This is a genomic window from Yoonia sp. JB2-21, assembly GCF_055693545.1.
In genome coordinates, this window is sequence record NZ_JBVFUC010000001.1 from 3,052,363 (window position 1) to 3,075,959 (window position 23,597).

20 protein-coding genes are annotated in these 23,597 nt (G+C 53.2%); 10 read left to right on the plus strand and 10 right to left on the minus strand.

Annotated elements, in window-relative coordinates; genetic code table 11:
* The first annotated feature begins 11 nt into the window (after nt 1-11).
* The gene (gene recN / locus ACZ1G5_RS15515; protein WP_472733697.1) at nt 12-1,664 is read left to right on the plus strand and encodes a DNA repair protein RecN; all 1,653 of its coding nucleotides are present in this window, start codon (nt 12-14) and stop codon (nt 1,662-1,664) included.
* Between the two features lie 694 nt (nt 1,665-2,358).
* Here the strand turns inward: recN and ACZ1G5_RS15520 are convergent.
* The 6 genes from ACZ1G5_RS15520 to ACZ1G5_RS15545 form a co-directional block, all read right to left on the minus strand.
* Nucleotides 2,359-2,586 (minus strand): hypothetical protein, encoded by a 228-nt coding sequence (locus ACZ1G5_RS15520; protein ID WP_472733698.1) that lies wholly within the window; start codon nt 2,584-2,586, stop codon nt 2,359-2,361.
* Nucleotides 2,587-2,700: 114 nt separating this feature from the next.
* Complete coding sequence (locus ACZ1G5_RS15525; RefSeq protein WP_472733699.1) at nt 2,701-3,132, minus strand: rhomboid family intramembrane serine protease; 432 nt, start codon at nt 3,130-3,132, stop codon at nt 2,701-2,703.
* Nucleotides 3,133-3,339: 207 nt separating this feature from the next.
* The gene (locus ACZ1G5_RS15530; protein WP_472733700.1) at nt 3,340-4,572 is read right to left on the minus strand and encodes a hypothetical protein; all 1,233 of its coding nucleotides are present in this window, start codon (nt 4,570-4,572) and stop codon (nt 3,340-3,342) included.
* A gap of 37 nt (nt 4,573-4,609) precedes the next feature.
* Nucleotides 4,610-5,194 carry a polysaccharide biosynthesis/export family protein gene (locus ACZ1G5_RS15535; RefSeq protein ID WP_472733701.1) on the minus strand — a complete coding sequence of 195 codons (585 nt, stop codon included), beginning with the start codon at nt 5,192-5,194 and terminating at the stop codon, nt 4,610-4,612.
* Nucleotides 5,195-5,323: 129 nt separating this feature from the next.
* On the minus strand, nt 5,324-7,750 hold the full coding sequence (locus ACZ1G5_RS15540) for a tetratricopeptide repeat protein (protein WP_472733702.1): 2,427 nt from the start codon (nt 7,748-7,750) through the stop codon (nt 5,324-5,326).
* 39 nt (nt 7,751-7,789) lie between these two features.
* A complete protein-coding gene (locus tag ACZ1G5_RS15545; protein WP_472733703.1) occupies nt 7,790-8,467 on the minus strand; it encodes a sugar transferase in 678 nt (225 codons plus the stop codon).
* Nucleotides 8,468-8,976: 509 nt separating this feature from the next.
* On the opposite strand from ACZ1G5_RS15545, the gene ACZ1G5_RS15550 reads away from it, so the two are divergent.
* The 3 genes from ACZ1G5_RS15550 to ACZ1G5_RS15560 are packed head-to-tail and all read left to right on the plus strand — an operon-like array spanning nt 8,977 to nt 12,293.
* A complete protein-coding gene (locus ACZ1G5_RS15550; RefSeq protein ID WP_472733704.1) occupies nt 8,977-9,774 on the plus strand; it encodes an ExeA family protein in 798 nt (265 codons plus the stop codon).
* 2 nt (nt 9,775-9,776) lie between these two features.
* Nucleotides 9,777-11,345 (plus strand): GumC family protein, encoded by a 1,569-nt coding sequence (locus tag ACZ1G5_RS15555; RefSeq protein WP_472733705.1) that lies wholly within the window; start codon nt 9,777-9,779, stop codon nt 11,343-11,345.
* Nucleotides 11,346-11,363: 18 nt separating this feature from the next.
* Complete coding sequence (locus ACZ1G5_RS15560; protein ID WP_472733706.1) at nt 11,364-12,293, plus strand: CpsD/CapB family tyrosine-protein kinase; 930 nt, start codon at nt 11,364-11,366, stop codon at nt 12,291-12,293.
* A 76-nt stretch (nt 12,294-12,369) separates the two neighbouring features.
* Here the strand turns inward: ACZ1G5_RS15560 and ACZ1G5_RS15565 are convergent, their stop codons facing one another.
* The 3 genes from ACZ1G5_RS15565 to xrtD form a co-directional block, all read right to left on the minus strand.
* Nucleotides 12,370-12,978 carry a VPLPA-CTERM sorting domain-containing protein gene (locus tag ACZ1G5_RS15565; RefSeq protein ID WP_472733707.1) on the minus strand — a complete coding sequence of 203 codons (609 nt, stop codon included), beginning with the start codon at nt 12,976-12,978 and terminating at the stop codon, nt 12,370-12,372.
* Nucleotides 12,979-13,255: 277 nt separating this feature from the next.
* The gene (locus ACZ1G5_RS15570) at nt 13,256-14,206 is read right to left on the minus strand and encodes a sulfotransferase family protein (protein ID WP_472733708.1); all 951 of its coding nucleotides are present in this window, start codon (nt 14,204-14,206) and stop codon (nt 13,256-13,258) included.
* A gap of 11 nt (nt 14,207-14,217) precedes the next feature.
* A complete protein-coding gene (gene xrtD, locus ACZ1G5_RS15575) occupies nt 14,218-15,816 on the minus strand; it encodes a VPLPA-CTERM-specific exosortase XrtD (RefSeq protein ID WP_472733709.1) in 1,599 nt (532 codons plus the stop codon).
* Between the two features lie 206 nt (nt 15,817-16,022).
* On the opposite strand from xrtD, the gene ACZ1G5_RS15580 reads away from it, so the two are divergent.
* From ACZ1G5_RS15580 to ACZ1G5_RS15605, 6 genes are all read left to right on the plus strand, one after another.
* Nucleotides 16,023-17,138 (plus strand): acyltransferase family protein, encoded by a 1,116-nt coding sequence (locus ACZ1G5_RS15580; RefSeq protein WP_472733710.1) that lies wholly within the window; start codon nt 16,023-16,025, stop codon nt 17,136-17,138.
* Nucleotides 17,139-17,457: 319 nt separating this feature from the next.
* Nucleotides 17,458-19,047, plus strand: a complete 1,590-nt coding sequence (locus ACZ1G5_RS15585) for a hypothetical protein (RefSeq protein ID WP_472733711.1) — start codon at nt 17,458-17,460, stop codon at nt 19,045-19,047.
* Entirely contained in the window at nt 19,035-19,346 is a 312-nt protein-coding gene (locus ACZ1G5_RS15590) for a hypothetical protein (RefSeq protein WP_472733712.1), read from the plus strand. The genes ACZ1G5_RS15585 and ACZ1G5_RS15590 overlap by 13 nt, the downstream gene beginning before the upstream one ends.
* A gap of 364 nt (nt 19,347-19,710) precedes the next feature.
* The gene (locus tag ACZ1G5_RS15595) at nt 19,711-19,974 is read left to right on the plus strand and encodes a hypothetical protein (protein ID WP_472734358.1); all 264 of its coding nucleotides are present in this window, start codon (nt 19,711-19,713) and stop codon (nt 19,972-19,974) included.
* Nucleotides 19,902-21,230, plus strand: a complete 1,329-nt coding sequence (locus tag ACZ1G5_RS15600; protein ID WP_472733713.1) for a GMC oxidoreductase — start codon at nt 19,902-19,904, stop codon at nt 21,228-21,230. Before ACZ1G5_RS15595 ends, ACZ1G5_RS15600 begins: the two co-directional genes overlap by 73 nt.
* Nucleotides 21,220-21,993, plus strand: a complete 774-nt coding sequence (locus ACZ1G5_RS15605; RefSeq protein WP_472733714.1) for an SDR family oxidoreductase — start codon at nt 21,220-21,222, stop codon at nt 21,991-21,993. Before ACZ1G5_RS15600 ends, ACZ1G5_RS15605 begins: the two co-directional genes overlap by 11 nt.
* Here ACZ1G5_RS15605 and ACZ1G5_RS15610 read toward each other — a convergent pair.
* On the minus strand, nt 21,932-23,464 hold the full coding sequence (locus tag ACZ1G5_RS15610) for a hypothetical protein (RefSeq protein WP_472733715.1): 1,533 nt from the start codon (nt 23,462-23,464) through the stop codon (nt 21,932-21,934). The genes ACZ1G5_RS15605 and ACZ1G5_RS15610 overlap by 62 nt on opposite strands.
* Nucleotides 23,465-23,597 lie beyond the last annotated feature (133 nt).

Sequence of the window (23,597 nt, forward strand, 5' to 3'; positions counted from 1 at the left end):
TGGGCTTTGTGATGCTGCGCGGTTTAGACATTCGAGATATGTTGATTATCGACCGCTTGGAACTCGCGTTTCAGCCCGGCCTGAACGTGCTCACGGGGGAAACAGGTGCGGGCAAGTCGATTTTGTTGGACGCGTTGGGGTTTGTGCTGGGTTGGCGGGGTCGGGCGGAACTTGTGCGCCAAGGTGCCGATCAAGGCGAAGTTACCGCGTGGTTCGATTTACCGGCAGGTCATCCGGGGTTTGCTGTTTTGGAAGAAGCGGGGATCACGGTTGACGATGAATTGATCCTACGACGTATCAATACACGCGACGGCCGGAAAACAGCATGGATCAATGACCGCCGCGTCAGTGGCGAGGTGCTGCGCAATCTGTCGGAAACATTGGTCGAACTTCATGGCCAGCATGACGACCGTGGCCTGCTGAACCCACGCGGCCACCGGCAGATGCTTGATGCCTATGCCGGGCTGAGCGTGGAACTCGACCGGGCCCGAGAGGCGTGGCGCACCCTTTCAGTTGCAAAACGAGAACTGGCGTCGGCAGAGGCCCGGATTGCAGAGGCACGCGCCGAGGAAGATTTTCTGCGCCACGCTGTGGCCGAACTGGATGCACTTGCGCCAGAGGCTGGCGAAGAGGCTGCGCTGGATACGCAGCGCCGCTTGATGCAGGCCGCTGAGAAAATCCGTGCCGACATTGCCAAAGCTGCTGAGGCCCTAAGCCTGCAAGGGGCTGAAGGTCAAGTTGGTGATGCGTCCCGGTGGCTTCAGGGTGTTGCGACGGAAGCAGAAGGACGCCTTGATGAACCTCTTGAGGCGCTGGAGCAAGTGATGCTGGGATTGGATCAGGCGCAACGCGGGGTCGCTGACTGCCTTGATGCACTGTCCTTTAACACGGCCGAGTTGGAAGATGTCGAAGAACGGTTGTTCGCAATCCGTGGTTTGGCACGCAAGCATGGTGTTCAACCGGATGCATTGCGAGGCTTTGCTGACGATCTGCGTGGCCGGTTGGCAATATTGGATGATGGCGCGCGGGATTTGGATCTGCTCATGCAGGCGCTGGAGACGGCACAGTCAGGCTATGACGCTGCCGCTCACGCGCTGAGAAAAAGACGAACAAAGGCTGCAAAACAACTTGACGACGCAATGGCGAAAGAGCTTGCCCCGCTGAAAATGGAACGGGCCGTCTTTGCGACGACACTGACGGATGCAGAGCAGGCGGGCCCGGAAGGCATTGATGCGGTTGCTTTCACAGTGGCAACAAACCCCGGCGCTCCGGCGGGACCGCTGAATAAGATTGCATCGGGCGGTGAGCTCAGCAGATTTCTTCTGGCGTTGAAGGTTTGCCTGACCCAAGCCGGCGAAGGTCTGACAATGATATTTGACGAAATTGACCGCGGTGTCGGCGGTGCGACAGCCGATGCGGTTGGACGGCGGCTTGCAGAACTGTCTCAGGATGGTCAGGTGTTGGTTGTCACCCACTCACCTCAGGTGGCGGCGCTTGGCGGGCATCATTGGCGGGTTGAGAAGCAGCAGACCCAAGATGAGACGCTTTCAACGGTCGTCGCATTGGATGACGTGGCCCGCGTCGATGAAATCGCGAGAATGTTGTCTGGTGATCGTGTGACAGAGGCTGCAAGGGACGCCGCGCGCGCACTGATCAATGCGTAAATGAAGCGGGCGTCGCACGAATGCGACGCCCTGAACATATACCGGTTACCCAGCCCACTCATAATTGCATATCTCGGCCACTCACCTCCGCGATATACACTGTCCATTTCAGAAGGAACTAGAAGAGCCTTCTCTAACTACATGTACTGTTTAGCAAAATTGCAGGTCAGCACATTCTTACTCACCACACTGAGAAGCAACACACGCTTCTTGACACGTGAATATCAGAAGCTGTCAGTACCCATCAACCTATACCAAAGTATGTCAATATTACTGACATAACCATTTTAAGTTGATCATGTTCCGAAGTTAGTTTCGTGTCATTTTCGTGGGGACCTACGGAAAACTTTCCGAATACTATTTATAAAACGGGCGTTTCCGCAGCGCATCCGATAGTTTCGCGGGAAAGTCTTCTAAATATTACGTAAGTAAACTTTGCGGGTGATACACGTCTAAGTGGTTTTCGATTTCGTCTGCCTCGTCGTATGACGAGCGGCAGAAACCTCACTATTCATTTCAATTTTGAAGTAAATTCGGACGACCCCGTGCGGGACCGATCATTCGTGCAGGTTAGCGAAACAATGATGTACCAGATGATGGATTAACGAGCCTTTATGCGTTGCACAACCATATCATTGTGCCACGAAAAAAAAATTCATTCGGACGTTACGGCGACACAGTGCTAACGCAAAGGTCAGAGGTTTGTCCAGCTGTTGGGTGTTGTCGCAGCCTTGGATGCGACTTCATCACGCGGTGCCAGGGACCAAAGGAGCCCAGCGGTCATTCCTCCAATGCCCGCAAGGATGTACGCGAGGAAAGCCACAAATAGAGTCGAACCAGACAGTAAAGTCACGATCGCTGCGATCGTGCCAAAAACAAATCCGAAGGCGATATAAACAATGAACACCAACAACTCCTTCATGTATGGGACCTACACAAAGCGAAAAGATTGTTCGCTATGTTTTATTTGCCCAAAGATAGTGACGAAACTTTGTCCACATTCTGTTTAGATTACACGCGGAGCGTTAACATAAGCTTAACGCCGCAACCGCGATCCAGAACAAACTCCACCACTAATCCAGCCAGCGATATAGCCACCAAAGTGTGTTTGCCAAGCGAGAGCACCATCGTACCACACGTAGAGAGCGAGATTTAGCCCAATCAAGAGGCCAATAACGGCCAAAATCCGCAGTTTTCGGCGAAATCTGCTGCTTTCGGCCTGCCATTGCCAGCTGAGCCAGAGGCCAGCAAGCCCAAAAATTGCGCCTGATGCCCCAACCATTGGGATATTTCCCGGGCTCATCACTGCAAAACACAGTGCACCACCCACCGCACTCAGCAGGAAAATCAAAGCGAAACCAACCTGCCCAGTCCGTGCGCTGATCACCGGCCCAAGCGACCAAAGCGAAATTGCATTCCCAAGCAGGTGGCCAATGCCGCCGTGCAGGAAGGAATAGGTGAAAAACATTGTCGCTGATTGAAAGGGATAGTGAGGCCGCCATTCCCCTAGCAAACCGGGCCAGAACGCGCCGAAATGAAAAGCGTTACCGCGCCACTGGCGAGAACCTATCAAACCTTGATCAGACGCTTGCAAAACCAGTTCGATCCCAACAATTGTGACAACAATAATGAAGACTACAGCACTAGCAGGCGAATTTGCCCTCAGCATGCGACCTTATCGTTTCCACGCGATTTGACGATCAATTGTCAGAAAAATGGTTTCGCTGCGACTAAAGGTACCATCATCGTCTCGTAGGTCAACGCGTCCGCCGGCACTGAGTTCCCAGAATTCGGCAACGGTCACACCGTACTGCGCGGATACGCTCCCTGTGGCGAGTGGCTCGCTGCCGTCTGCGTTGCTTGCCTGCGCGAAGTCTACGCCAAAACGCATCGTACTGACCGGGCTGAGCTCTTGCAGGAAACCTGCACGAAAGGTTGTCGTTGATCGGTCGGACCCAGCCGTCAGCGCATGTATGGCTGCCACGTCGAGCTGTCCGGCTGGGCGTGGTAGAATATAGTCGAGCCGTCCGGTGAGGCGGGGGTCACCGTCTTCGTCTTGCGCAAAACCGAGGGACCCATTCAGCGTACGACTAGCCAATTCATAGCGACGATCGATTGCTCCCGCCCAGAAAACGTCACCATCGTCTTCGCGCGTTGCACTGAGTCTCGCGGTCAAATCGCCCAAGGGCCGATCAAAGATCAGGGCGCTTTCGAGCGTTGTGAAATCTTCGGCTTCTGCGCCATCTTCGTCTGTGACGGTGTAGCGCAGATCAATATTCCCGGTGGTTACTGCGTTGAAGTCCAGACGCAAGCCCGCGTTGACGCTGCTGGTATCACTGTCGATCAAGCCGGCACCAGCATCCTGATATCTCAAAAGACGCTGGCTCAGGCCGACCCGATATCCTATCGGTGCCGTTTCGCCCCAGCGGAGTGATGCTGCCAATGTGGCTTCTTGACGAATACCGGTGCCTGTTAGGTCGTCAAAATCGTCCGGTAAGACCAGTTCACCATCGGCGTTTATGAAATCATCTATGTCCCGCAGAAACGCGATGTCGTCACGGTTCAGGGTTGCGGAAACGTTGAGAACAGCGTCAGCGCTATTGCGTTCATAAGCCAGCCGGAGGTTGGTATCGTCCCCGGAAAACGTGTCGTCGCTCAGCCGTAGCCCCGTGTCAACGTCGAACGCAAGGCGTTGTTCCCGTGTCTCCGAAACAACGCCGAAACCAAGCGTTGTCACGCTGTCAAAGCCTTCATCGGCTTCTGGCGTTGTCAGATCTCGGTCGGTGCCCGCCTCGAAGGATTGGTTTAGGTTAAACGTAAAGAACACACCGCCTGGCTCGGCTTCTTGCGCAAAGCCCAGGGCAGGGCAGAACCATGCCAAGACGATCAAACTATGTGTGGTTTTCATGTTGCCGCCCCCCAACGGTGTCATAAGGACCGCAGCCTTACTCAAAGAGCTTTCGTTGCGGTATGACGATCACATCACCTTCATGCATGCGAACAGCGCCATTTCGGCTGCTCCCATCAAGAATTTTGTTGTAATCGATGGTGTAAATCTCTGATCCGCGACGGAGCTGAATACGTCTTACCGCAGCAAAGTTTGTGAAACCGCCAAACTGAGCGAAGGCCTGCATCAGTGTTGTGCCCGGTTCGAGTTCGATACGGCCGACTGTGTTTGCCTCGCCAACCACAAAAATTGCCGTTACGGGATCCTCTTCCTCTTCTTCTGGGGCAAGGGCTTCGACAGCGACGAAAACGCTTGGGCGGCTGACAAAGCTTGGCTCAAGGCGTGTCGCGAGTGTTGCCTGAATTTGATCAATAGTCCGGCCACCAGCGCGCAGATTACCTGCGCCGGGAATGGAAATGCGACCATCAGGCGATACCAGCACCGTTCGGTTGAGGCTTGCATCCTCAACAACTTCGATGCGAAGGGTATCCCCCGGCTGCACACGGTATTCCTGGGCAAAAGTCATCGTCGAAGCAAAGACTAGGGTCAGAATGAACCCCAAAAAGGTTACAAATCGGGTCATGACGCGGCCTCTCGTAAATCAACCAATGGGGCGGACTTAGTATGTCCGCAAACCTAATTCTACCGCGAATATTGCGGCTTCCCAACGCAAAAGCACGTTGCCACATGCGCAAAACCGGAAAATGGTGCCTTATTGACCCAGTTCTTGTAGTTTCGCGCGGGCAATATCGAACTGCGGCAAAGCGCTCTCACCTGCAAGTTGCAGGGCGCGGGTCAGTTGCTCTTTAGCAGCTTCGGTTTCACCCAAGGCCGCATAGGTCATCCCAAGGTGATATTGAACCAACGGATCATCTGGCAACCCCGCAGCGGCCGGTTCCAAATAGGTCTTTGCTTCCGCATAGTCTGATTGCCGATAGGCGATCCAACCGTAGGTGTCCTGAAATGGCGGTGCGTCCAACTCACGCAGTCGTTTCGCAATTGTTGCAGCGCGGGCGATGCTTTCGGGGTCATCTTTATGTGTCGCAATCAGCGACGCCAGATTGTTGGCGATCATGACAGCGGACGAGTTCGCTGCATACATATCTTCGTAAATCGCGATAGCGCCGTCGATATCACCGCGTCCTTCGTGCAACCCCGCACTAATCCAGCGCAGGTTCATCGCGTCGGGTTGCGAGACGAGTGCGGCATCGACAACGGCTTCGGCTTCGGCGGCTTTGTCTGTAGAGACTAGCAGGTTATATAGTCGCAAGACCGGACCCTCGGCCTGCGGATTGTCAGCGATCAATTTACGAAAGACCTCCTCCGATGAGGTAAAGTCACCTGAAATCGCAAATAAGCTCGCGTTCAGCATTTGAAGGGTGCTGTCGTCTGGATTGTCTGTAAGTGCCTGATCCAAGTAACTCCGGGCGGTGTCGATGTTTCCTGATTGCAGGTGGATTTGAACCACCTGAGCAATGGCCATAACATCAGCGTTGCCCTGTTCGATCTCACTTTGCAGAAACGCGAGGCTATCCTCGACCCGGTTTTGACCCAGTAATAAAGCGGCCTGCAACGAGGTTGCTGCTTCCTGCGCCTGCGGGGTGTCGGTTCTACGCAAGGTATTTGCAATTCCTTGCGCTTCGACCCAGGCGCCTTCGCTCAGCAAGACCCGGGCAAGTGCTGTCATTACATCAATGTTCGTCGGGTTTGCTGTTCTTGCGTCAGTCAAAACGTTGCGCGCTGCTGCTGTGCGCTCTTCGCGCTGCAAGAATGATGCATAGCGCATCGCTTCTGCAGGCGCAGAACCAGAGACGTCGACCGCAAGCGCCAGCCTTTCCCCCGCAAGGGCAATACTGCCTTCACGCTCATGTGCTTGCGCCATCAATGTCAGTATTTCCGCGTCACGGGGCTGTTGGCCCAATGCGCGGCGTAGATCAAGGATCGCTTCGTTGGCGCGGTCGTCCTCGATAGACCATGCCGCGCGTAGCTTAAGCGCTTCAACATTTGAGGCGTCGTCGGCGAGGATGGTATCTACCTCGGCACGTGCGCCATCAATGTCACCGGTGGCAATCAGCAAACGGGCGAGTGTATTCCGGATGCGCCATGTCTGTTCGTTCGGCTCGGCTGTACTGAGGATATCTTCGAAAGTTGCGACAGCTGCATCCTGTTGACCTGCTTCGAAACCGATGACGGCAGCCAGCGACTGGTAGACGGCTGCATTGGGCGTGCCATCGTTGGCCGCTGCAAGCCGGTCGAGTTCCTGCCTTGCGGCCTCTGGGCCCTGTGATGCCTGAATAAGTTGTACGACGGTCAGATGACCCTCGGGGGCACTGGTGTCATCGCCGGCCAGATCACGCAGATAATTCTCTGCACCTTCCAGATCGCCTTGTGTAATGTACCAAGCAATCAATGATTGGGTCAGTTCCGGGTCCTCGGGGAACAGTGCCACCATTTGTTGCAATTGAGCGCCGATACCGGCCATGTCCTGTACCTGTACAAGAAGGCGCAAGCGCAGCGTGTGATACAAGTTGCTTTCAGGGGCCCCAACCAAAGCCATGTCAATCAAGGCCATTGCGTCCAACGGTGTTTCGCTGCGCAGCAGATCGTCGATAACGATACGGCGGGCAACATCATCGTTTGGATTTTCATTCAGTAGCGCGCGCGCTTGCGTGGCAGCGGTTGCAAGAGCCGCCGTATCCTGAACCAATGTCGCCTCACGATATGCCAGAGCTGCCCCGATTGATCGTGCTTTGGGATCGTCCGGAACCAAAGCCAATGCGGCCTCGCCATGCCGTTTTGCCTCTTCCCAATTGTTGATATCAACAGCGATACCCGCGAGGATCAGTCTGACCTCTGCGGTGTCTGGGTACTGTTCAATGAGGCGCAGATATTGGCTATAGGCTGCGGGGATATTGCCCTGCTCGACGCGAATGTCGGCAAGCTTATGGCGCGCGTCCTGATGGAAGCCATCATGCTGAAAAACATTCAGAAATTCGATGGCAGCCCGATCTAGGTCGCCCGCTTCCATCAGACCTAGGCCAGACTTGTAAAACTCATCAGCCTTTTCGGCACCAGTTTTGCAAGCGGCCAAAGTAGTGAAGCTGATGAAAATCAGGCAAACGCGAAAAAAGCGTAGCATTAAAAGACCTTGTATCCGTGGAAAGGGTTGGGCCCTATCTTAGTACCCGGTCCCTTTTATCACAACACGGACGGTTGCCAAAAGCAGTCTGATATCTTGTGCAAACGACATGTCCGCAACGTAGTCGGTATCAAACCGTGCGCGGTCCGCGAATGTGCTTTCATTTCGCTCAGACACCTGCCAACGACCAGTAATACCAGGGCGCTGCGTGTAATAGGCGCGACCGGGGTACATCTCGACCTGATCTGGCATCATCGGACGTGGGCCAACAAGGCTCATGTCGCCAATCAACACGTTCCACAACTGTGGCAACTCATCCAATGATGTCTTGCGCAGCATGCAACCGGTCCGCGTAATCCGAGGATCGCATTTCAGCTTTTGGGTCAGCGCCCACTCCGCTGCCGCATCGGGGTTCTTGGTCAGGTAGTCGGCCAACATCTGGTCGGCGTCGGCAACCATCGTGCGCAGTTTCCAGATACGATAGATTTTGCCATTGAGGCCAACGCGGTCCTGGCTGTAAAAAGCTGGGTTTCCGTCACGGGACACAACAAACGCCAAAATAGCGATGACCGGCGCGACAAAGGGCAGCGCCAAAAGAACACAGACGACATCAAATACGCGCTTTAGACCCAACTCGTACGGGCCCACCTTTGGCAACACCGGGGCGATGGCCCGCGATTTCGCATGTTCTGGAACTTCAGAATAATCTGTAGTCATAATTTTCTCACTCGTTCTAACTCTTACGTGCCCATAAATTGCGACACACTCTCAACAGGGATGGTGCCTTCAAGGCACCGACTTCTAAAGTCATTTATCAATGTAGTAGACGCAGCAACATATTGTGCCGCTATCTACACATCTTAACGGATTGTTAGCCATAAAAACATACAAATCTTCGCGAAAAAACGATTTGTGACGTAGTTTTAAGCGATTGATAATCCATATTTTTCCCTATTGTTGCTGCTTGAGCATCAATGTGTCGCGTATTGACGTTTACCTAAAGTAAGTGATTCCATACCTTTCCAACTCTGCTGGCGTGAAATGGAGTTTTCAGCTAGAGAAAGAAGCTGCACCGACTCGGGCACGAGTGGGCGGCTAAGGATGCAGAGTTGCATTGTATTGGGGTTCCGATGAGTCACGCGATCAACATCTATTTGGATCACTTTGGCTTGCGTGAGCGACCGTTCAGCTTGGTGCCTGACCCGGACTTTATCTATTGGTCGCCTATGCATGAACGTGCCTACGCGATGTTTGAGTATGGTATTGTGACGCGTGCGCCCATTACACTTATCACCGGCGAGGTGGGGGCCGGTAAGACTACTTTGCTACACCATCTACTGAAATCGCTTGAAGATGATCTGCAGGTTGGGTTGATTTCCAACGCTCACGGCAACCGTGACGAACTCTTGCGCTGGGTATTGCAGGCACTGGATCAAACGGTTCCGGCGGGAGCCGACTATGTTGCGCTCTTTGGGCAATTCGAAGAGTTCCTGATAGGAGAATATGGTGCGGGCCGCCGTGTCGTTTTGATCTTTGACGAAGCACAGAATCTAAGTCGCGAGTCACTTGAAGAGTTACGCATGTTCACCAACATCAACGCTAACAAAGATGAACTGTTGCAACTGGTGTTGGTTGGGCAGCCTGAGCTGCGCGATAACGTGCGCCATCCTAAGCTGACCCAATTTGCGCAACGTGTCGCATCCAGTTTTCATTTGCCCGCACTTAACGCAGACACCGTGCGTGACTATATTAATCATCGATTAGATGTTGCTGGCGCGAAAGATGCCATATTTACGCCCGGAGCCTGCGATAGAATATTCAGTGAAACCCGCGGTGTACCGCGCCTGATCAACCAACTCTGTGACTTTTCATTGCTCTATGCCTATACGGATGAAGAGAAGATGGTGACTGATAAGATCGTTGAGCAAGTGTTGAATGATGGTGTGTTCTTCGGGGGTGGTGTTGAGGTTGATGAACCGGAAACCAATGCATTCCGGCCCAAAGATGTAAAAAGTGATTGGTAACGATGGACCTTAAATTCTATCTCGCAGTTTTTTGGCGACGGTTTCCTTACTTCCTTATATTGTTGTGCCTCGGCACAGCGGCAGGGCTTGCCGTCGCTTTGACGATGAAACCGATTTACGTGGCCGAAGCACGGCTGGTTGTCGAACAACAGCAAATTCCGGATGATTTGGCAGCCTCCACGGTGCGCACTGACGCGTCAGAACAACTGCAAATCATTCGGCAGCGTATCCTGACGCGGGACAACTTGCTTGAAATGGCGAACCGACTGGGAATCTATCGCGATGTCGAGGCATCAGACAAGCGGCTGACCCCAGATGAGCGCGTGGATGATTTACGCCAACGGATCAATATCATCACAACGGGCGGGTCTGTTGTACGCGGTCAGGCGACGGCCATCATCGTCAGCGTCAGTTTTGATGCTCCGACGAGCCAAATGGCCGCCGCAGTTACCAATGAAGTTGTTACGCTCATCTTGCAAGAAAACGTAGAAATGCGGACGACGGTCTCTGGCCAGACGTTGGAGTTCTTTGCACAGGAAACAGCTCAACTGGAGCAGGAGCTGTCTCAGATTAGTTCAGAGATGCTGGCCTTTCAGGAGGCAAATCTTGATGCGCTTCCGGACAGTCTCGAATTTCGTCGGTCCCAGCAAGCGGCGGAACAAGAGCGTTTGCTTGATCTCGAGCGGGAAAAAAACCAGTTGCGAAATCGGCGTGACCGTTTGGTCGAACTCTATGAACAAACCGGCGAGGTTGGCCTGGTTGGCGTTGTAGCGCGCACTGCTGAAGAGGCAGAGTTGCAAGAACTGCAAGACGAGTTGACGCGGTCATCTGCTGTTTTGTCCGCGGATAACCCGCGCATTTCGGTCCTGCGCGTGCAGATTGCGGCATTGGAGCGTATTGTTGCGGGGCAACAAGCGGCCGAAGGGTCGCTGGGCGTTAACCCTGAAGGCGCACCACTGACCCCATTTGAGCTGCAATTGGCTGATTTGGATGGGCAGATTGCCTTTATCGATGAACAGAAAGTCATCATCAACGAAAATCTGGAGGCTTTGGCCGAGTCTATCGGTGCAACACCAGGAAACGCACTGACGCTCGCGACCCTAGAGCGGAACTTTGATAACCTTCGTGCGCAATACGACCGTGCGGTGCGGAACCGCGCGGCGGCGGAAGTTGGTGACACGATCGAAGCTCTGTCAAAGGGACAAAGGATTTCGGTGATCGAACAGGCCATTGCGCCAACCAGCCCGTCGCGCCCCAATCGCAAAAGAATAGCTGCGATGGGTGTCGCAGGGGGATTGGCGATGGGATTTGGGCTGATTGCGTTGCTTGAGCTGTTGAATACATCGGTTCGGCGACCTGCTGATATGATCAATGGTCTGCAGGTCACGCCTATTATGACGATGCCATATATGCGCACGCGACGGGAAATCTGGTTCCGACGCTTTGTTATTCTGTCCGCAGTACTGATCGTGTTGATCGGCTTGCCTGCCGCGCTTTGGTATATTGATGCAAACATTCGGCCGCTGCAGCCTCTGTTCGAAGAGTTGCTGCGTCGTGCTGGTTTGACATAGGAAGAGGCGAACTCGACAATGGACAAGATACAAGCCGCAATCGCCAAAGCACGCGCTGCCCGCCAAGAAGGCGGCACACAGATACCTGTGCCACCGCCGCCCGCCGCGGAACCCCAAGTCCCGAGCAATGATGGCGTGCCGACCGGACCAAAAGTTCCGCTGCGCCGTCCAGATGCAATTTCACGCATACTGGCTCCAAAACCACCAACGCCGCAGATCGCGCGTGCTGTTGAATGGCTGCCTTTGGCAACTTTTGCGCCGCCGCCAAAGCGCATGGAACGCAACCGGATTGTGACATTTGACAACGGGGCCAAAAAGGCATCCGGTGCCGTTGCATTTGACATGTTGCGTACAAAAATCCTGCAGGAAATGCGCGCAAATGGATGGAAGCGTTTGGCGATCACGTCGCCCGGCCCAAAGTGCGGGAAGTCGACAACAGCTTTGAACCTTGCGTTTTCGTTGTCCAAACAGCCAGAGACTTACACTATCGTTGCGGAAATGGATATGCGCCGTCCGTCATTGGCCAAGACGCTTGGCATATCTGGCAATGCGAACTTTTCAACCGTACTTGAGGGGAAGGGCGATTTTGCTGATATCGCCAAGCGCCCACGACCTAACCTAGCATTTGGTGTCAACTACAACCAAGCGCGCAATCCTTCCGAGCTGTTGCAAAGTTCAACGGTTGGTCGGGTGCTGTCTGACATTGAAAAGCGGTTCGAGCCTGATCTGACGATTTTTGATATGCCACCGATGCTGATCACGGATGATACCATGGCGTTTATGGGGCAAATTGATTGCGTACTTCTTGTCGCGGCGGCAGAGTCGACAACACTTGACGAAATCGATGTTTGTGAAAGGGATCTGGCGGCGCAGACCAATGTGTTGGGCGTGCTTTTGAACAAATGTCGTTACATGGACAAGAAGACCGGCAAAAGTGGCTATGAATAGTACTGTATGTCAGTGAATGCAAAAAAGGGCCGGCGCGATGCCGACCCTTTTTCTAGTCGCGGTCAATAGCCCCACTTCACGCGATATCTTTTTTCCGGCGCATCACAGCGACGCCGCCAAGGGCCGAAAGAAGCAACAGCAGGCCCGCCGGCAATGGCACGGCAGCTACGTCAATACGAATGGCCATATCGTCAAAATCCCGGTCGCCTGCAGCGATATCGTCAAACAGGACGTAGAACGAGTCGCTGTCGATTTGCACAAAACCCATGGCAAAGTGCGGTGAGTTTGGATGTGCCAAGCCGTGATTGAGGAATAGTCCAATACGACGCAGTGGCGCATAGGTTCCAAAGGCGAACTCTAGAAGGCCGCTTGCTTCTTGAACAACTGAAAACTGATCGCCGACATCACTGGAGCGCCAACCGCGGTTAAAGAACGCGCCGCCACCGACAGAAGCCCCGTAGTTGTAGTTCCCAGCCTCAGCACCAATGAAGGTGTAGGTAACGTTTGCAGCCGCACCAGCCAAGTCGAGGAACAAACCGTTTTCAGCGGATTTCACATCGCCTGTAATGATGTCGATCGTTGTGTTGAACGCAGCATCAACATCGTTCCCGCTAACTGAATGGGTTTGGCCACTGCCTACAAAATTCAGCGTTGCTGCTGTTGCTGTGGAAGCTGTCAAAGCCAAGCATGTCGCGGCTATCGTCAGGAAATTTTTCGTCATAGTATGTACCACCAATCGTAAACCGAACAAACACTGGAGCAAAAGCGCCGATTAACTTTCTGTTAACTACCAAATGCTGTTTTTGCAGTCGGAGCAAGCAAAAAACCGCCAAATGTGACCAAAAGGTCAGATTCGCTCTTTTGGGAGAGCTATCTTGCTTCAAAACTCGTTGCTTTCCGGCGGGATCAGCTTTGTTGTTTCTGTTTGGGAAATAATTGATCATCGCTGATGACGAAGTTTTTCACCGCACGCTTTTTGCATCATTTTCATTCATGCGTTGTCTCAGATGCCGATGTAGTGGACCAAGCGACAGCCAGCGGGTTATCTTTTCCAGAAAGAAGGTCGCAGTACCATGTTGCTTGATACCAAAGCTCCAAATCGCCAGCTTGTTGCGCAGGGCCAACCTGACAAGCGTAAGCGTCCGAAGTTCGAGCGGAGGCATTTCTCGCGCGTATCCCCGGTTTTCCATGAGGGGGCCGGTCCGTGTTTCGATCAAAGCGATGTCGTAGGGATCGGCTTTCTTGCGCCATTGCTGTACTAAAGCTGGATCAGGTGCATCATAGGTCGTGCCCTCGTAGTACGACATGATTTGTGATGTGTACGGCAATCCCAGGAAATCGCAAACTTCTCTCAGCGTATGCTCTGTGTTTTGAAACAGTGTTTCATACTTGAATGTCATAATGCGTTCTTCGGGCTGCGCACCGATCCCATCGTCCCATGCTTTTTCGGTTTCAATCCAGTGATCTACGGCATGATATGTCGTGCCGGCCCAGCCCATTACGATGGATGATCGCGCGACATCTCGTGGATCGCGCAGCATGTGAATAAATCGGGCATCGGGCAGCGTCGCGACAATGCGGTCCAAATGACGGTGGATATTGATGGAAAATACGCGTTCTGTGTGCTCTTGGCGGAGTGTGTTCAGAAAATGTTCCAGCAAGTCCAAACCGTCTGTTCCATTAGGGATCGGCATTACGTGGTGCTGATAAATGCGGTCCAATTGCAACCCATCGATATCGTATCGCCAGCCGGTGGGATGGCTTGGATCAGGATGCAGATAGTCGAACAGATAGTCCATTTCGCCTGGGTTGGCGATGTCGGGGTGTGCATCCAACATCAGCCGGAAGACTGTCGTTCCTGAGCGCAATGCGCCGTAGACAAAGACAATGTCGCTGGCATCCAGAGTTTTCATATCAACCACCTTTATAGTCCGGGCACAAAGCGCGGCAGGACAGCCGTTGTTTCGCGGAACATGTCCTGAAGACGTGCTTCCGCTTCCGCCTCGGTCTCATGGTCCAGGATGGGTGTTGTCAGGCGGACCAGCGCGCCGTCAGTGCGGCCAATTGTAATGCTATCCCACAACAAATACATTTTGGCTGCAAAGTCCCATGCTGTATGGCGCCCATGCTGTTCGAACCAGTAATAAACGAGCATGCGCGTTTGACCTTTTTGGATGATGGCGCGGTTTAGGTTGTATGGTTCGGCAAATCCCATTTGGGGGGCAATATCAATGCGGTCAAGCTTGGCAATCTCCCAACCAGCCCCGGGCAAGCAAACCTCAGGAGAGTGCGTGCCGCCTTTGGTTTGATCATTGTACCAGGCGATAAACAACCCAACGGGCGCAGTTTCTGCTGCACTTGAGAACTGGACAGAATGGTAGTCGTCAGCTGCCAGAGACGCTTGGACGCCGTCTGAAAGAGCTTCGGGAATACCACCTTTCCAGCCGCCGAGTGTTGTTGGGAACACGACAAATGGTTCACGGTCCACAATCGTCGTGCCAACTTGCGCCCGTGTTTCCCATGCGATCGCACCGGTACCCAATAGCACGGCCGACAATATCAATGCCCGTGACGGTGCAATCAGGCTCACGCGGCGCGCTTGTGCCCCCCACCCGCTGGTGTCGAGGTCGAGCGCATCGATCAGGCTCATCTTTGATCCGGTGAAGCGCAGCATCGCCCATGCCAAAATGAACAAGAGCACGACGCAGATCATAAAGATGATCCAGCCCTCGAAGAAATGTGTGAAACCTTCGAGATATTCGAGGCCAACATAGTTCACCAACCATCCCGCGAAGGCGATCCGTACGGAATTCATAACGATCGTGATCGGGACGGCAGCCAGCAAAAGTATGGCCTTATGCCAGACTGTCCCTTTGAAGAGCACAGCAAAGATGTATGAAAACGACATGATCGGGAACAGGTAGCGCAGACCGGAACACGCTTCGGCGACATGCAACTTGTAGACGCCCAAATCAATAATGTTGCCTTCAAGAAAGACCGGTACGCTAATCAGTTGCAGCATCCAGACGCCCAGCTCGGACGAGATGATCTGCAGGTAGGTTGAGACTTTGTAGTAAATCAAACCGGGTAGCGGCAGCATATAGACCAGATGCACAACCGGCGGCCAAAAGTGCTTGCCCTGTTGCCATCCCCAAGAGATCAGCAAGATCGCACCCACCCAAAGAATGATTGCATAGGCGACGACTTCGTCAATCTGGCTTAGTTTTCCGAGGATCCCGAAGAGGACGGCAAAGATCAACAATGCTATGCCGGGGCCGCGGTCTGTCACGGGGCCGGGCTTTATGGGTACTTCTTTCAACTGCCGCAGAAATAGCAGGAGCGATAGGACAGGGATCAATGGTCCGTGACTATACTCTGGCAGCTGCCATGCCACCAAAAGCGCATTGAACCCTTCCTGAAAGAAGAAGAGTGCCGCAATCGTTGAGAGGGCCAGCCAAAAGACACCGGCGTGAATATACGCCGCAAGACCAGATGCGGGATGATGTTCATGAGTGGCAGTCATAAGGAATCACTTGTTACGTTTGGGCAATTAGATACCTGTTAAAACAAAATTGAGGCAATCCGATGGTGAGAACTTTACATGATCGCGCCGCCCAGCAATAGATCGTAAAGACAAAAAACTCTCTGCGCGCTGGATTAATCATTGCAAACGTCAACTATCAATTTCCCCAAGGCCTACGCAAACTTTTGTCGATGGGTCCCCGCGTGATGACAGATAGATCAGTGGCAGATTTTGAAACCTATCAGAGCACGCGTCATTTTGGTTCGCTCAATGGCCTGCGGTTCTTTTGCATCGCGGCGGTGCTTTGGCATCATGGCCCGGTATGGACATCGCAAGAGGCTCCAGCACAAATTCTAACGCGTGGTTTCGTAGGGGTTGATTTTTTCTTTGTTCTCAGTGGGTTTCTTATCACAACTCTTCTGTTGCGTGAGGCCAGTAGAGACGGGGTGTTTTCACTTCGCGGCTTTTACTGGCGTCGCTTTCTACGCATCGTTCCAGTCTATTTCTTGGTCGTCACTGCGGTTGCGCTCTTTTACATCGGGGTCAAAGGTGAGACGAGGTATTCGACCCAGCTTCCGTACTACTACCTCTTCCTGTCGAACTTTCTGACGTCGGACATCCCGCTATTGTCACCGATGTGGTCACTTGCCGTGGAAGAGCAATACTATCTGATATGGCCGGTGCTGCTGATGATTTTGCCCCGCAAACTGCTGATACCCGCATTGATTTTCACGATCGCCGTGAATGTCGTTGCAGTGATCGGCTGGCTTGGTGTCTTTGGTATCGGCGCTTTTGAGGTCGGTCCCCTACGATTTGCAATGTTCAACGCGACCTACGCGCCCATCCTTATTGGTTCTACGCTGGCACTGTTTTTGGATCGCAAACAGTCGTTTGACGCTCTTTCAGGCGTATTGGGCCGCACGCCGATGGCAATCGTTAGTGTGGTGGTGCTCGTATCTTTGCTGCAGTGGCTACCGCAGGATTTGATCGGGTGGCCGAACCTCATACTGCACCTCGCGATGGCGGCTGTTCTGACGGCGATCGTTGTACGCGAAGACAATGTGTTTGCATCGTTGCTGTCGGCAAAGCCCATCGCGCGCGTTGGTGAGATCAGCTACGGGATCTATCTTTATCACCTGATCGGTTTGCACATTGCGACTGTTGGTTTGGGTCGGCTAGGACTTGCGGATCAAAGTTGGGCTATTTTATTGCTGTATAGCGTCATTTCCATTGCTATTGCTGAGATGAGCTTTCGTTGGTTTGAAAGCTATTTTCTGTCTTTCAAGCACAAGGGCTGGGGCGCATCACGGCGTGCACTCTAGCTGAGCTGTGACGTTTTGCGTGGGACAGATTCGCATTTTGTTATTCCGATTTTGTGTTGGAGTGGGTATGATCACACTGACTAAGCCAAAAATATTTTCCACGAGTAATTTGAGTATGTGAGGTAACATTTCTATGGCTCAATCTTCTTTATTCGCGTGGCCGTCCTCCAGGGTGTTGAAATCTGTCACGCGTATAATCTACTGCGGTATTCTGATCGTATTTGGTTGGACGAGTATTGTGCTGGCTCAGCCGGCCCAAGGTCTCCAAAACCCAACCGTCTCCTTCAATCTGGCAGACGCGAATGACTATAGCCCGGGCATGCAGTTCATTGACCTTGTCAAAATGATGCGGCCGTGGATCGGGCACGAGGAGCAGGACGGCTGGGGCGGCATGAACGAGCAGGAATTGCGCGACGCCGGGTTTTTGGACGCTGACGGATGGGTCAAACAGATTCCGCCCGGATTTCACCGTGTGGGAACGATTTGGAGTTGGCAAAGTTTCCGCGATATCGCCGGTGATGATCATGCCGGTACTTACGTCCTGACCTATGATGGCGAAGGCGAAATCAATCTACGCGGCGGGGTCCGTGTGGTAGCATCGAGCCGTGGGCGCATTGTGTTCGAGAATGAGAACGCAGATACCTTTATTTTGGACATTTTGCGGACTGATCCTAACAATAACGGCAGCTACATCCGCAACATTTCAATCGTATCCGAGAAGAACATGGACTTGCATCAGGCAGGAGCAGTGTTCAACCCGGCTTGGTTGGAGACGTTGGAAGATGCGCGTGAAATTCGCTTCATGGACTGGATGCATACCAACGGGTCGACCGTCACGTCCTGGGAAGACATACCTTCGGTACATGGTCCGGGGACCTATCGGGGTATGGCAGTTGAATATATGGTCCAGCTTGCCAATGAACTTGGTGCCGATCCTTGGTTTACAATGCCGCATCTGGCGGATGACACCTACATCCGAAATTTTGCAACCTATGTCCGTGACAACCTCGACCCCGCTCTGACAGCGCGCGTTGAGTATTCCAATGAGCTTTGGAATTTTTCTTTTGCCCAAACGCATTGGTCACGTGATCAGGCAATAGCGGAATGGGGCGAGGAAGCTTATGTCGACTATCACGCCAAGAAGGCCGTGGAAACGGCGTTGATCTGGGAAGAAGTATACGGTGACGAGGCAGATAGCGGCCGTCTGACAAACGTCTTGGGCGCCTTCCTTGCCAACCCTTGGGTGACGTCTCGTCTATTGGAGGCACCTGTATGGCGCAAAAACGAACCTGACACTTTTGTTGATCCTAAATCAGTGTTCGAGGAAATCGCCGTTGTGACCTATTTTGGTGTGGCAACGATGAGCAACGATGAAATGCGTGCAGAATTGATTGCGAAGGTGAAAGATCCAAGCGTTGATGCCCACGCATGGCTGGCCGAACAATTGATGGACCCAGACTATCGTGGATCGATACCAACAATAGAGAATTTTCTGGCCGAGAATTCCGCTATTGCCGAAGAAAACGGCATGCGTTTGGTTGCCTATGAGGGCGGTCAGCACGTCCATCACTCTTTTGCAGTCGCTGGTCTGACAGAGCAGGATATCGAAGCGCTCAATGGTTTTATGGCCGACTTCGTCCGGGGCCCTCACATGGCTACCTTGTATCAGATGCTTTGGGATACGTGGAAAGAACATGGGCATGGCGCCTTTATGCAATTCACTGATATCGGTGCAACCAGTCGTTGGGGTACATGGGGGTTGCGCAATAGCCTGACGGACAGCACCCCCCGTGCGGAGTTGCTGACGTCCCTCAACGCCAAGACGACACCTTGGTGGGAAGGGGCCGAGGGGGGGCTTTCCGTCAGCAAGGCGTCACAAACCGCGGAACAAGCAGCATGGATACGCTGATTGGGACGGACCAAGAAGACTATCTTATGGCGGGCATGGGCGATGATATTATCGTGGCCTCGCCTGGAAGAGATGGAATCAATGGTGGTCCGGGTTTTGATCGCTTTGTTTTGTCGCAAGGCGTTGCGCAATATGCGCTGCGTGCCGAAGGTGACGGGTATCGTATGGCCGGTCCAGACGGTGATGATTTCATTATCTATGTCGAAGAACTGCAATTTGGCGATGGGGTGCTTTTGACATTGGCGGACCTTGCCGTAGACGCCGATGGTTCTTTGGTACTTCCAGCTTCAAATCAATAGGTTAAGCTTAGGTTGCGTACCTTGACGATCCAAGCTTAGCCCTGCGTTTGCAAACGACATCTTCTTGCCGTATGCACCTGCGACATTGGCGCTGAGAAATGCATCAAAAGTCGGATTGATAGAATGTGAAGTCCGATCTCTTTCGACCAAGACTTTTGAAGGACGACAAGTTGCGCTCTTACCCTCAAGACATTGCTAGCGGGCACGTCAATGCTGCTCACTATCCAACTTGTATGTCTGTCAATGATGATCTGTGCCGATGCATCGGCAATCCGGTGCTTGTCAGGGTTGCGCAATGACCCCGCAAGAGGCAGTTCACCAACAATGGGACGTTATTGTCATTGGTGCCGGTATGGGGGGCGGGATGATTACGCGCAGGCTCGCCGAACAGGGGTTGCGTGTTTTGGTGCTCGAGAAGGGCCCCAAAGGACACGACCAAGAGAGGCAGGGCATTGATCGCGAAATCACCCACCCAATTGCACGGCATGTCCGCAGCTACTGGCCAAAAAGGTCCACGCGACGGTCGACAACCGGGCGCGCGAGTTCTTTGCTCCTTTGGGCAGCGGTCTTGGCGGGTCTTCGGTGTTTTATGCGGGGACGCTGGAACGCCCCGAACGCCATGATCTAGAGGCAACCCCTGCCATGCCCCACCCAACCGGCGGGTGGCCGGTGTCGTATGATGCTTTTGCGCCGTATTTTGCGCAGGCTGAAGGGTATCTTCATATCTCTGGCAGCCATGATCCGCTTTCGCCTGAGCCTCCAGCGTCGTTGGCCACACCGCCCGAAATCGGCCCAAATGAAACGAAGACGATGGATGACCTGACCGCGAGTGGCCTACATCCTTATCGGCAACACTTGGCTTTTCGCGATATCCCCGGCTGTTTGTCGTGCCTTGGTCATAAGTGCCCACGCAATTGCAAGATGGACGGCCGTTCAGCAGGGCTGATGCCTGCAATGAAAACCGGCAACGTGACTGTGCTGACCGATTGTACGGTGACTCAAATCCTGTTTGATGCGGACAAGGTGATTGGCATCAAAACAGTATGTCACGATGTTGAAACGACCCTGACCGCCCGAGCCTATGTCCTGTCGGCAGGTGCGCTACATTCACCGCGTTTGTTGCTGATGTCAAAACGCGCCGATGGAACGGTTTGCGCGAATTCCAGCGACTGGGTTGGGCGCGGCCTGATGTTCCACCTTGATGAACTTTTTGCGCTTTGGCCGAAACGCGGTAATCGGTTCGCGGGTGCATCCAAGGCGATTTCTATCAGAGACATGTATACTGTTGATGGTGCCCGTATGGGAGCGATCCAGTCCATGGGACTAGAGGTTTCGTTTGGACTTATCGCCGCCCACTTGGCGGACATTTTTGATCAGTCAATTCTCGGCCGTTTTCGCAAGTTGCGGTATCTGATGAATGTTCCAGCCCTTGTGGCATCGCATCTTTTTGGAGAGGCGAAGATGTTTGTCGGAATTGTCGAAGATCTGCCATACCCGGAAAACCGTGTTTTGTTGCATGACAAAGATCCTGAAACACCGCGGTTTGTCTATAACCTCCCGGCAGAGCTGCTGGCACGCCGCAAGTTGTTCCGGCGGACCCTCAAAAAGAGATTTCGCGGTTATCGGATCATGCTGCTGCGTGTAACGCCCAGCATGAACTATGGACATCCTTGCGGCACGCTCAGATTTGGATCGGATCCTTCTGAATCAGTATTTGATGCCGACTGCAAGTCGCACGACTTGGATAACCTGTTTGTTTCTGATGCATCTTTCTTTCCGACATCCATGGGGGTGAACCCCAGCCTCATGATTGCGGCCAATGCGCTTCGCGTAGGAGATATCATCGCACAACGTCTGAATACGGAGACGACTGATGGAGAATGATCGTGGAAGTTCGCGTGGTGTGATTGTGGTCACAGGCGCGGGCAGGGGGCTTGGCAAGGCGCTATGTCTGGAGTTGCTCAAGCAAGGTCAAAGCGTCGCGGCACTCAGCCGGTCTTTGTCATCAATGCAAGAGCTGACAAATGCGGCGCCACGTGATCAGTTGCTGACGGTGCCAGTCGATATCGCAGATCCAGCGGCAGTCAGTACCGCTTTTGCAGAGGTTCGCGAAAAAATGGGCGCTGTTTCTGGATTGATCAACAATGCTGCGGTTTATTCTCGCCGCGATATTCTTGATGAAACCTACGAAAGCTTTATGCGCACTTTGAACGTTAATCTTGGAGGCATGATCGCATGCACTCAGGAAGCGCTTCAGGATATGGTGGCCATCGGAGAAGGCAAGGTTATCAACGTCACCTGCTATGCGGGCACGTCGCCGGCACCGGCGAGCGTGGCCTACTCGGTGTCCAAAGGTGCAACACGTATCTTCAACAATGCTCTTTTCGCAGATATTGAGGACCGCTTCCCAGATATTATTATCAACGAATGGCTTCCAGGGCCGCTGAATACCGATATGGATGTGCCGCAAGGTTTGGATGTTGCTGAGGTCGCTCGGTGGGGCACAAAGCTTGCACTGTTGCGGGATCCGGCCATTTCCGGGCTAATGTTTGATCGCGATCGATCCGTTGCCCGGCCCGTCGGGTTTAAACGGCGCGTGTTGAACCGGATCTTGCAGCGGCAGGAGCGCGTTGTCCACCTCGCCTAGTGGCCGTACTGGTTTGTCGCTTGGGTTCGTCTGAAGCGGCACTTGTTCGCCTCTCAAATCGGCCCAAGAGCGCCCCCGCGATCATCCAGGTAAGCGGCGTAAGCCCCGAGTTTGGCAAGAGATCAATCAGGTTCACAACCAGAACGATACACAGCCCCTGTGTTGCGATCGAGGTCCGTATATCCCCGCGAGCAAAAAAGCACGCAAAGACAGGCAGTGTCAGCAAGCCAAATTGTGCCAGGTAACCGATCCAGCCTGAATAGCCGAAAACGATAACCCATGCCCCATCGGGAACAGATGTGATCTGGCCTGTGTACTCGGAATATAGCAAGTTGCGTCCCCAACCGCCCCATCCGAGGAGTGGTTTCTCAGCCGCGCGATCAAGCAGTATGTCTTCGTTATCCAACCGAAACTTGAACGACTGTGCGCGGTCTTCATTGATGCTCAAAGCAAATTCATGGATCTGCTCGACTGGGGCAAGGCCCGCGGACCTGACCATGGGATAAAGCAGAACAACCAAGGCGAAAGCGGCCGCCATATAACGCCAGTGATGCGGTTTGGTGAAAAAGACTAAAGGGGCGAAGATGCAAGCCAGTGCAAATGCGCCAAGCGTCTTGCAGATGAACAAGATGGCGAACAGATACAGCGCAACGTAGAGCGGCAATCCTTTGTCCTGGGATGTTGCGGATGCCGTATTGCGCAAGCCAACACTTTTGCGTTTCTGTGCTTGCTTTATTTTGTAAAGGGCAACAGCAGCCAGAACTGCCATCAGGATAAACAGACTAACCCTCAGGCCGTGCTGTACAAATACCATGGGTCTGAAACCACCCGCCCGAACTTGTTGGCCAAAAGAATGTGCGTGAAACCCATAGATCCAGTTGTGGAACTGAGGACTCAGGCGCACTTCGACCAGAATCAGAATTGAATAGACAAGGGCTCCGGTTACAATTGCCCAAAGTAGTCGCATATGCGCTTCATGGTCGCTGAGATAGCGCCTTGCCAACAAGAATGGCATCAACATCACGGCCGCATTCAAGATCATCGAGAAGATATCATAGGCTCTCAGACCCGGAATAAACCTGATGCCAGCATCAACCCAGTCGGGGTTGGTCATAACGATCCCGACCGGTGCTACAAAAATTGTCAGAATGCAAAGATTAGCAATCTTGCTTGAGCGTACCGTAGGGCTGACCGAAACGGCAGCTAAGTCCTTGCGGCCAGAACGTGCCGCCTTGCGCAATCCCTGCTTTGGTTTTGCAAGTAAACACATAATCGCAGCGGCCAGGCTGGGCACAAGGACCTTGTCCGCCGACGGTAGCAGTGGAAGGTCAATTTCCGTGCGCTCCGGCAGGAAAAGATACCCACCCAGAATGGCCCAGATCAACGCTTGCTGTAACGGCAACCGGCGAAACAGCACGATAACGACGAGCGGGTACGCGAAAAGAACAAGAAAGGCGAAACTATTGGGCATTAGCGGACTATGATTTTCTGGGGCCGGATGGGGATATTTATCACTTTTGGCAGCTGTTGTCGCTATCCTGTATAGACAGCTTGGAAGCCCGAAGTTTTATGCTATGTAGCAGCGTCCGATTGTAGTCTGGCGT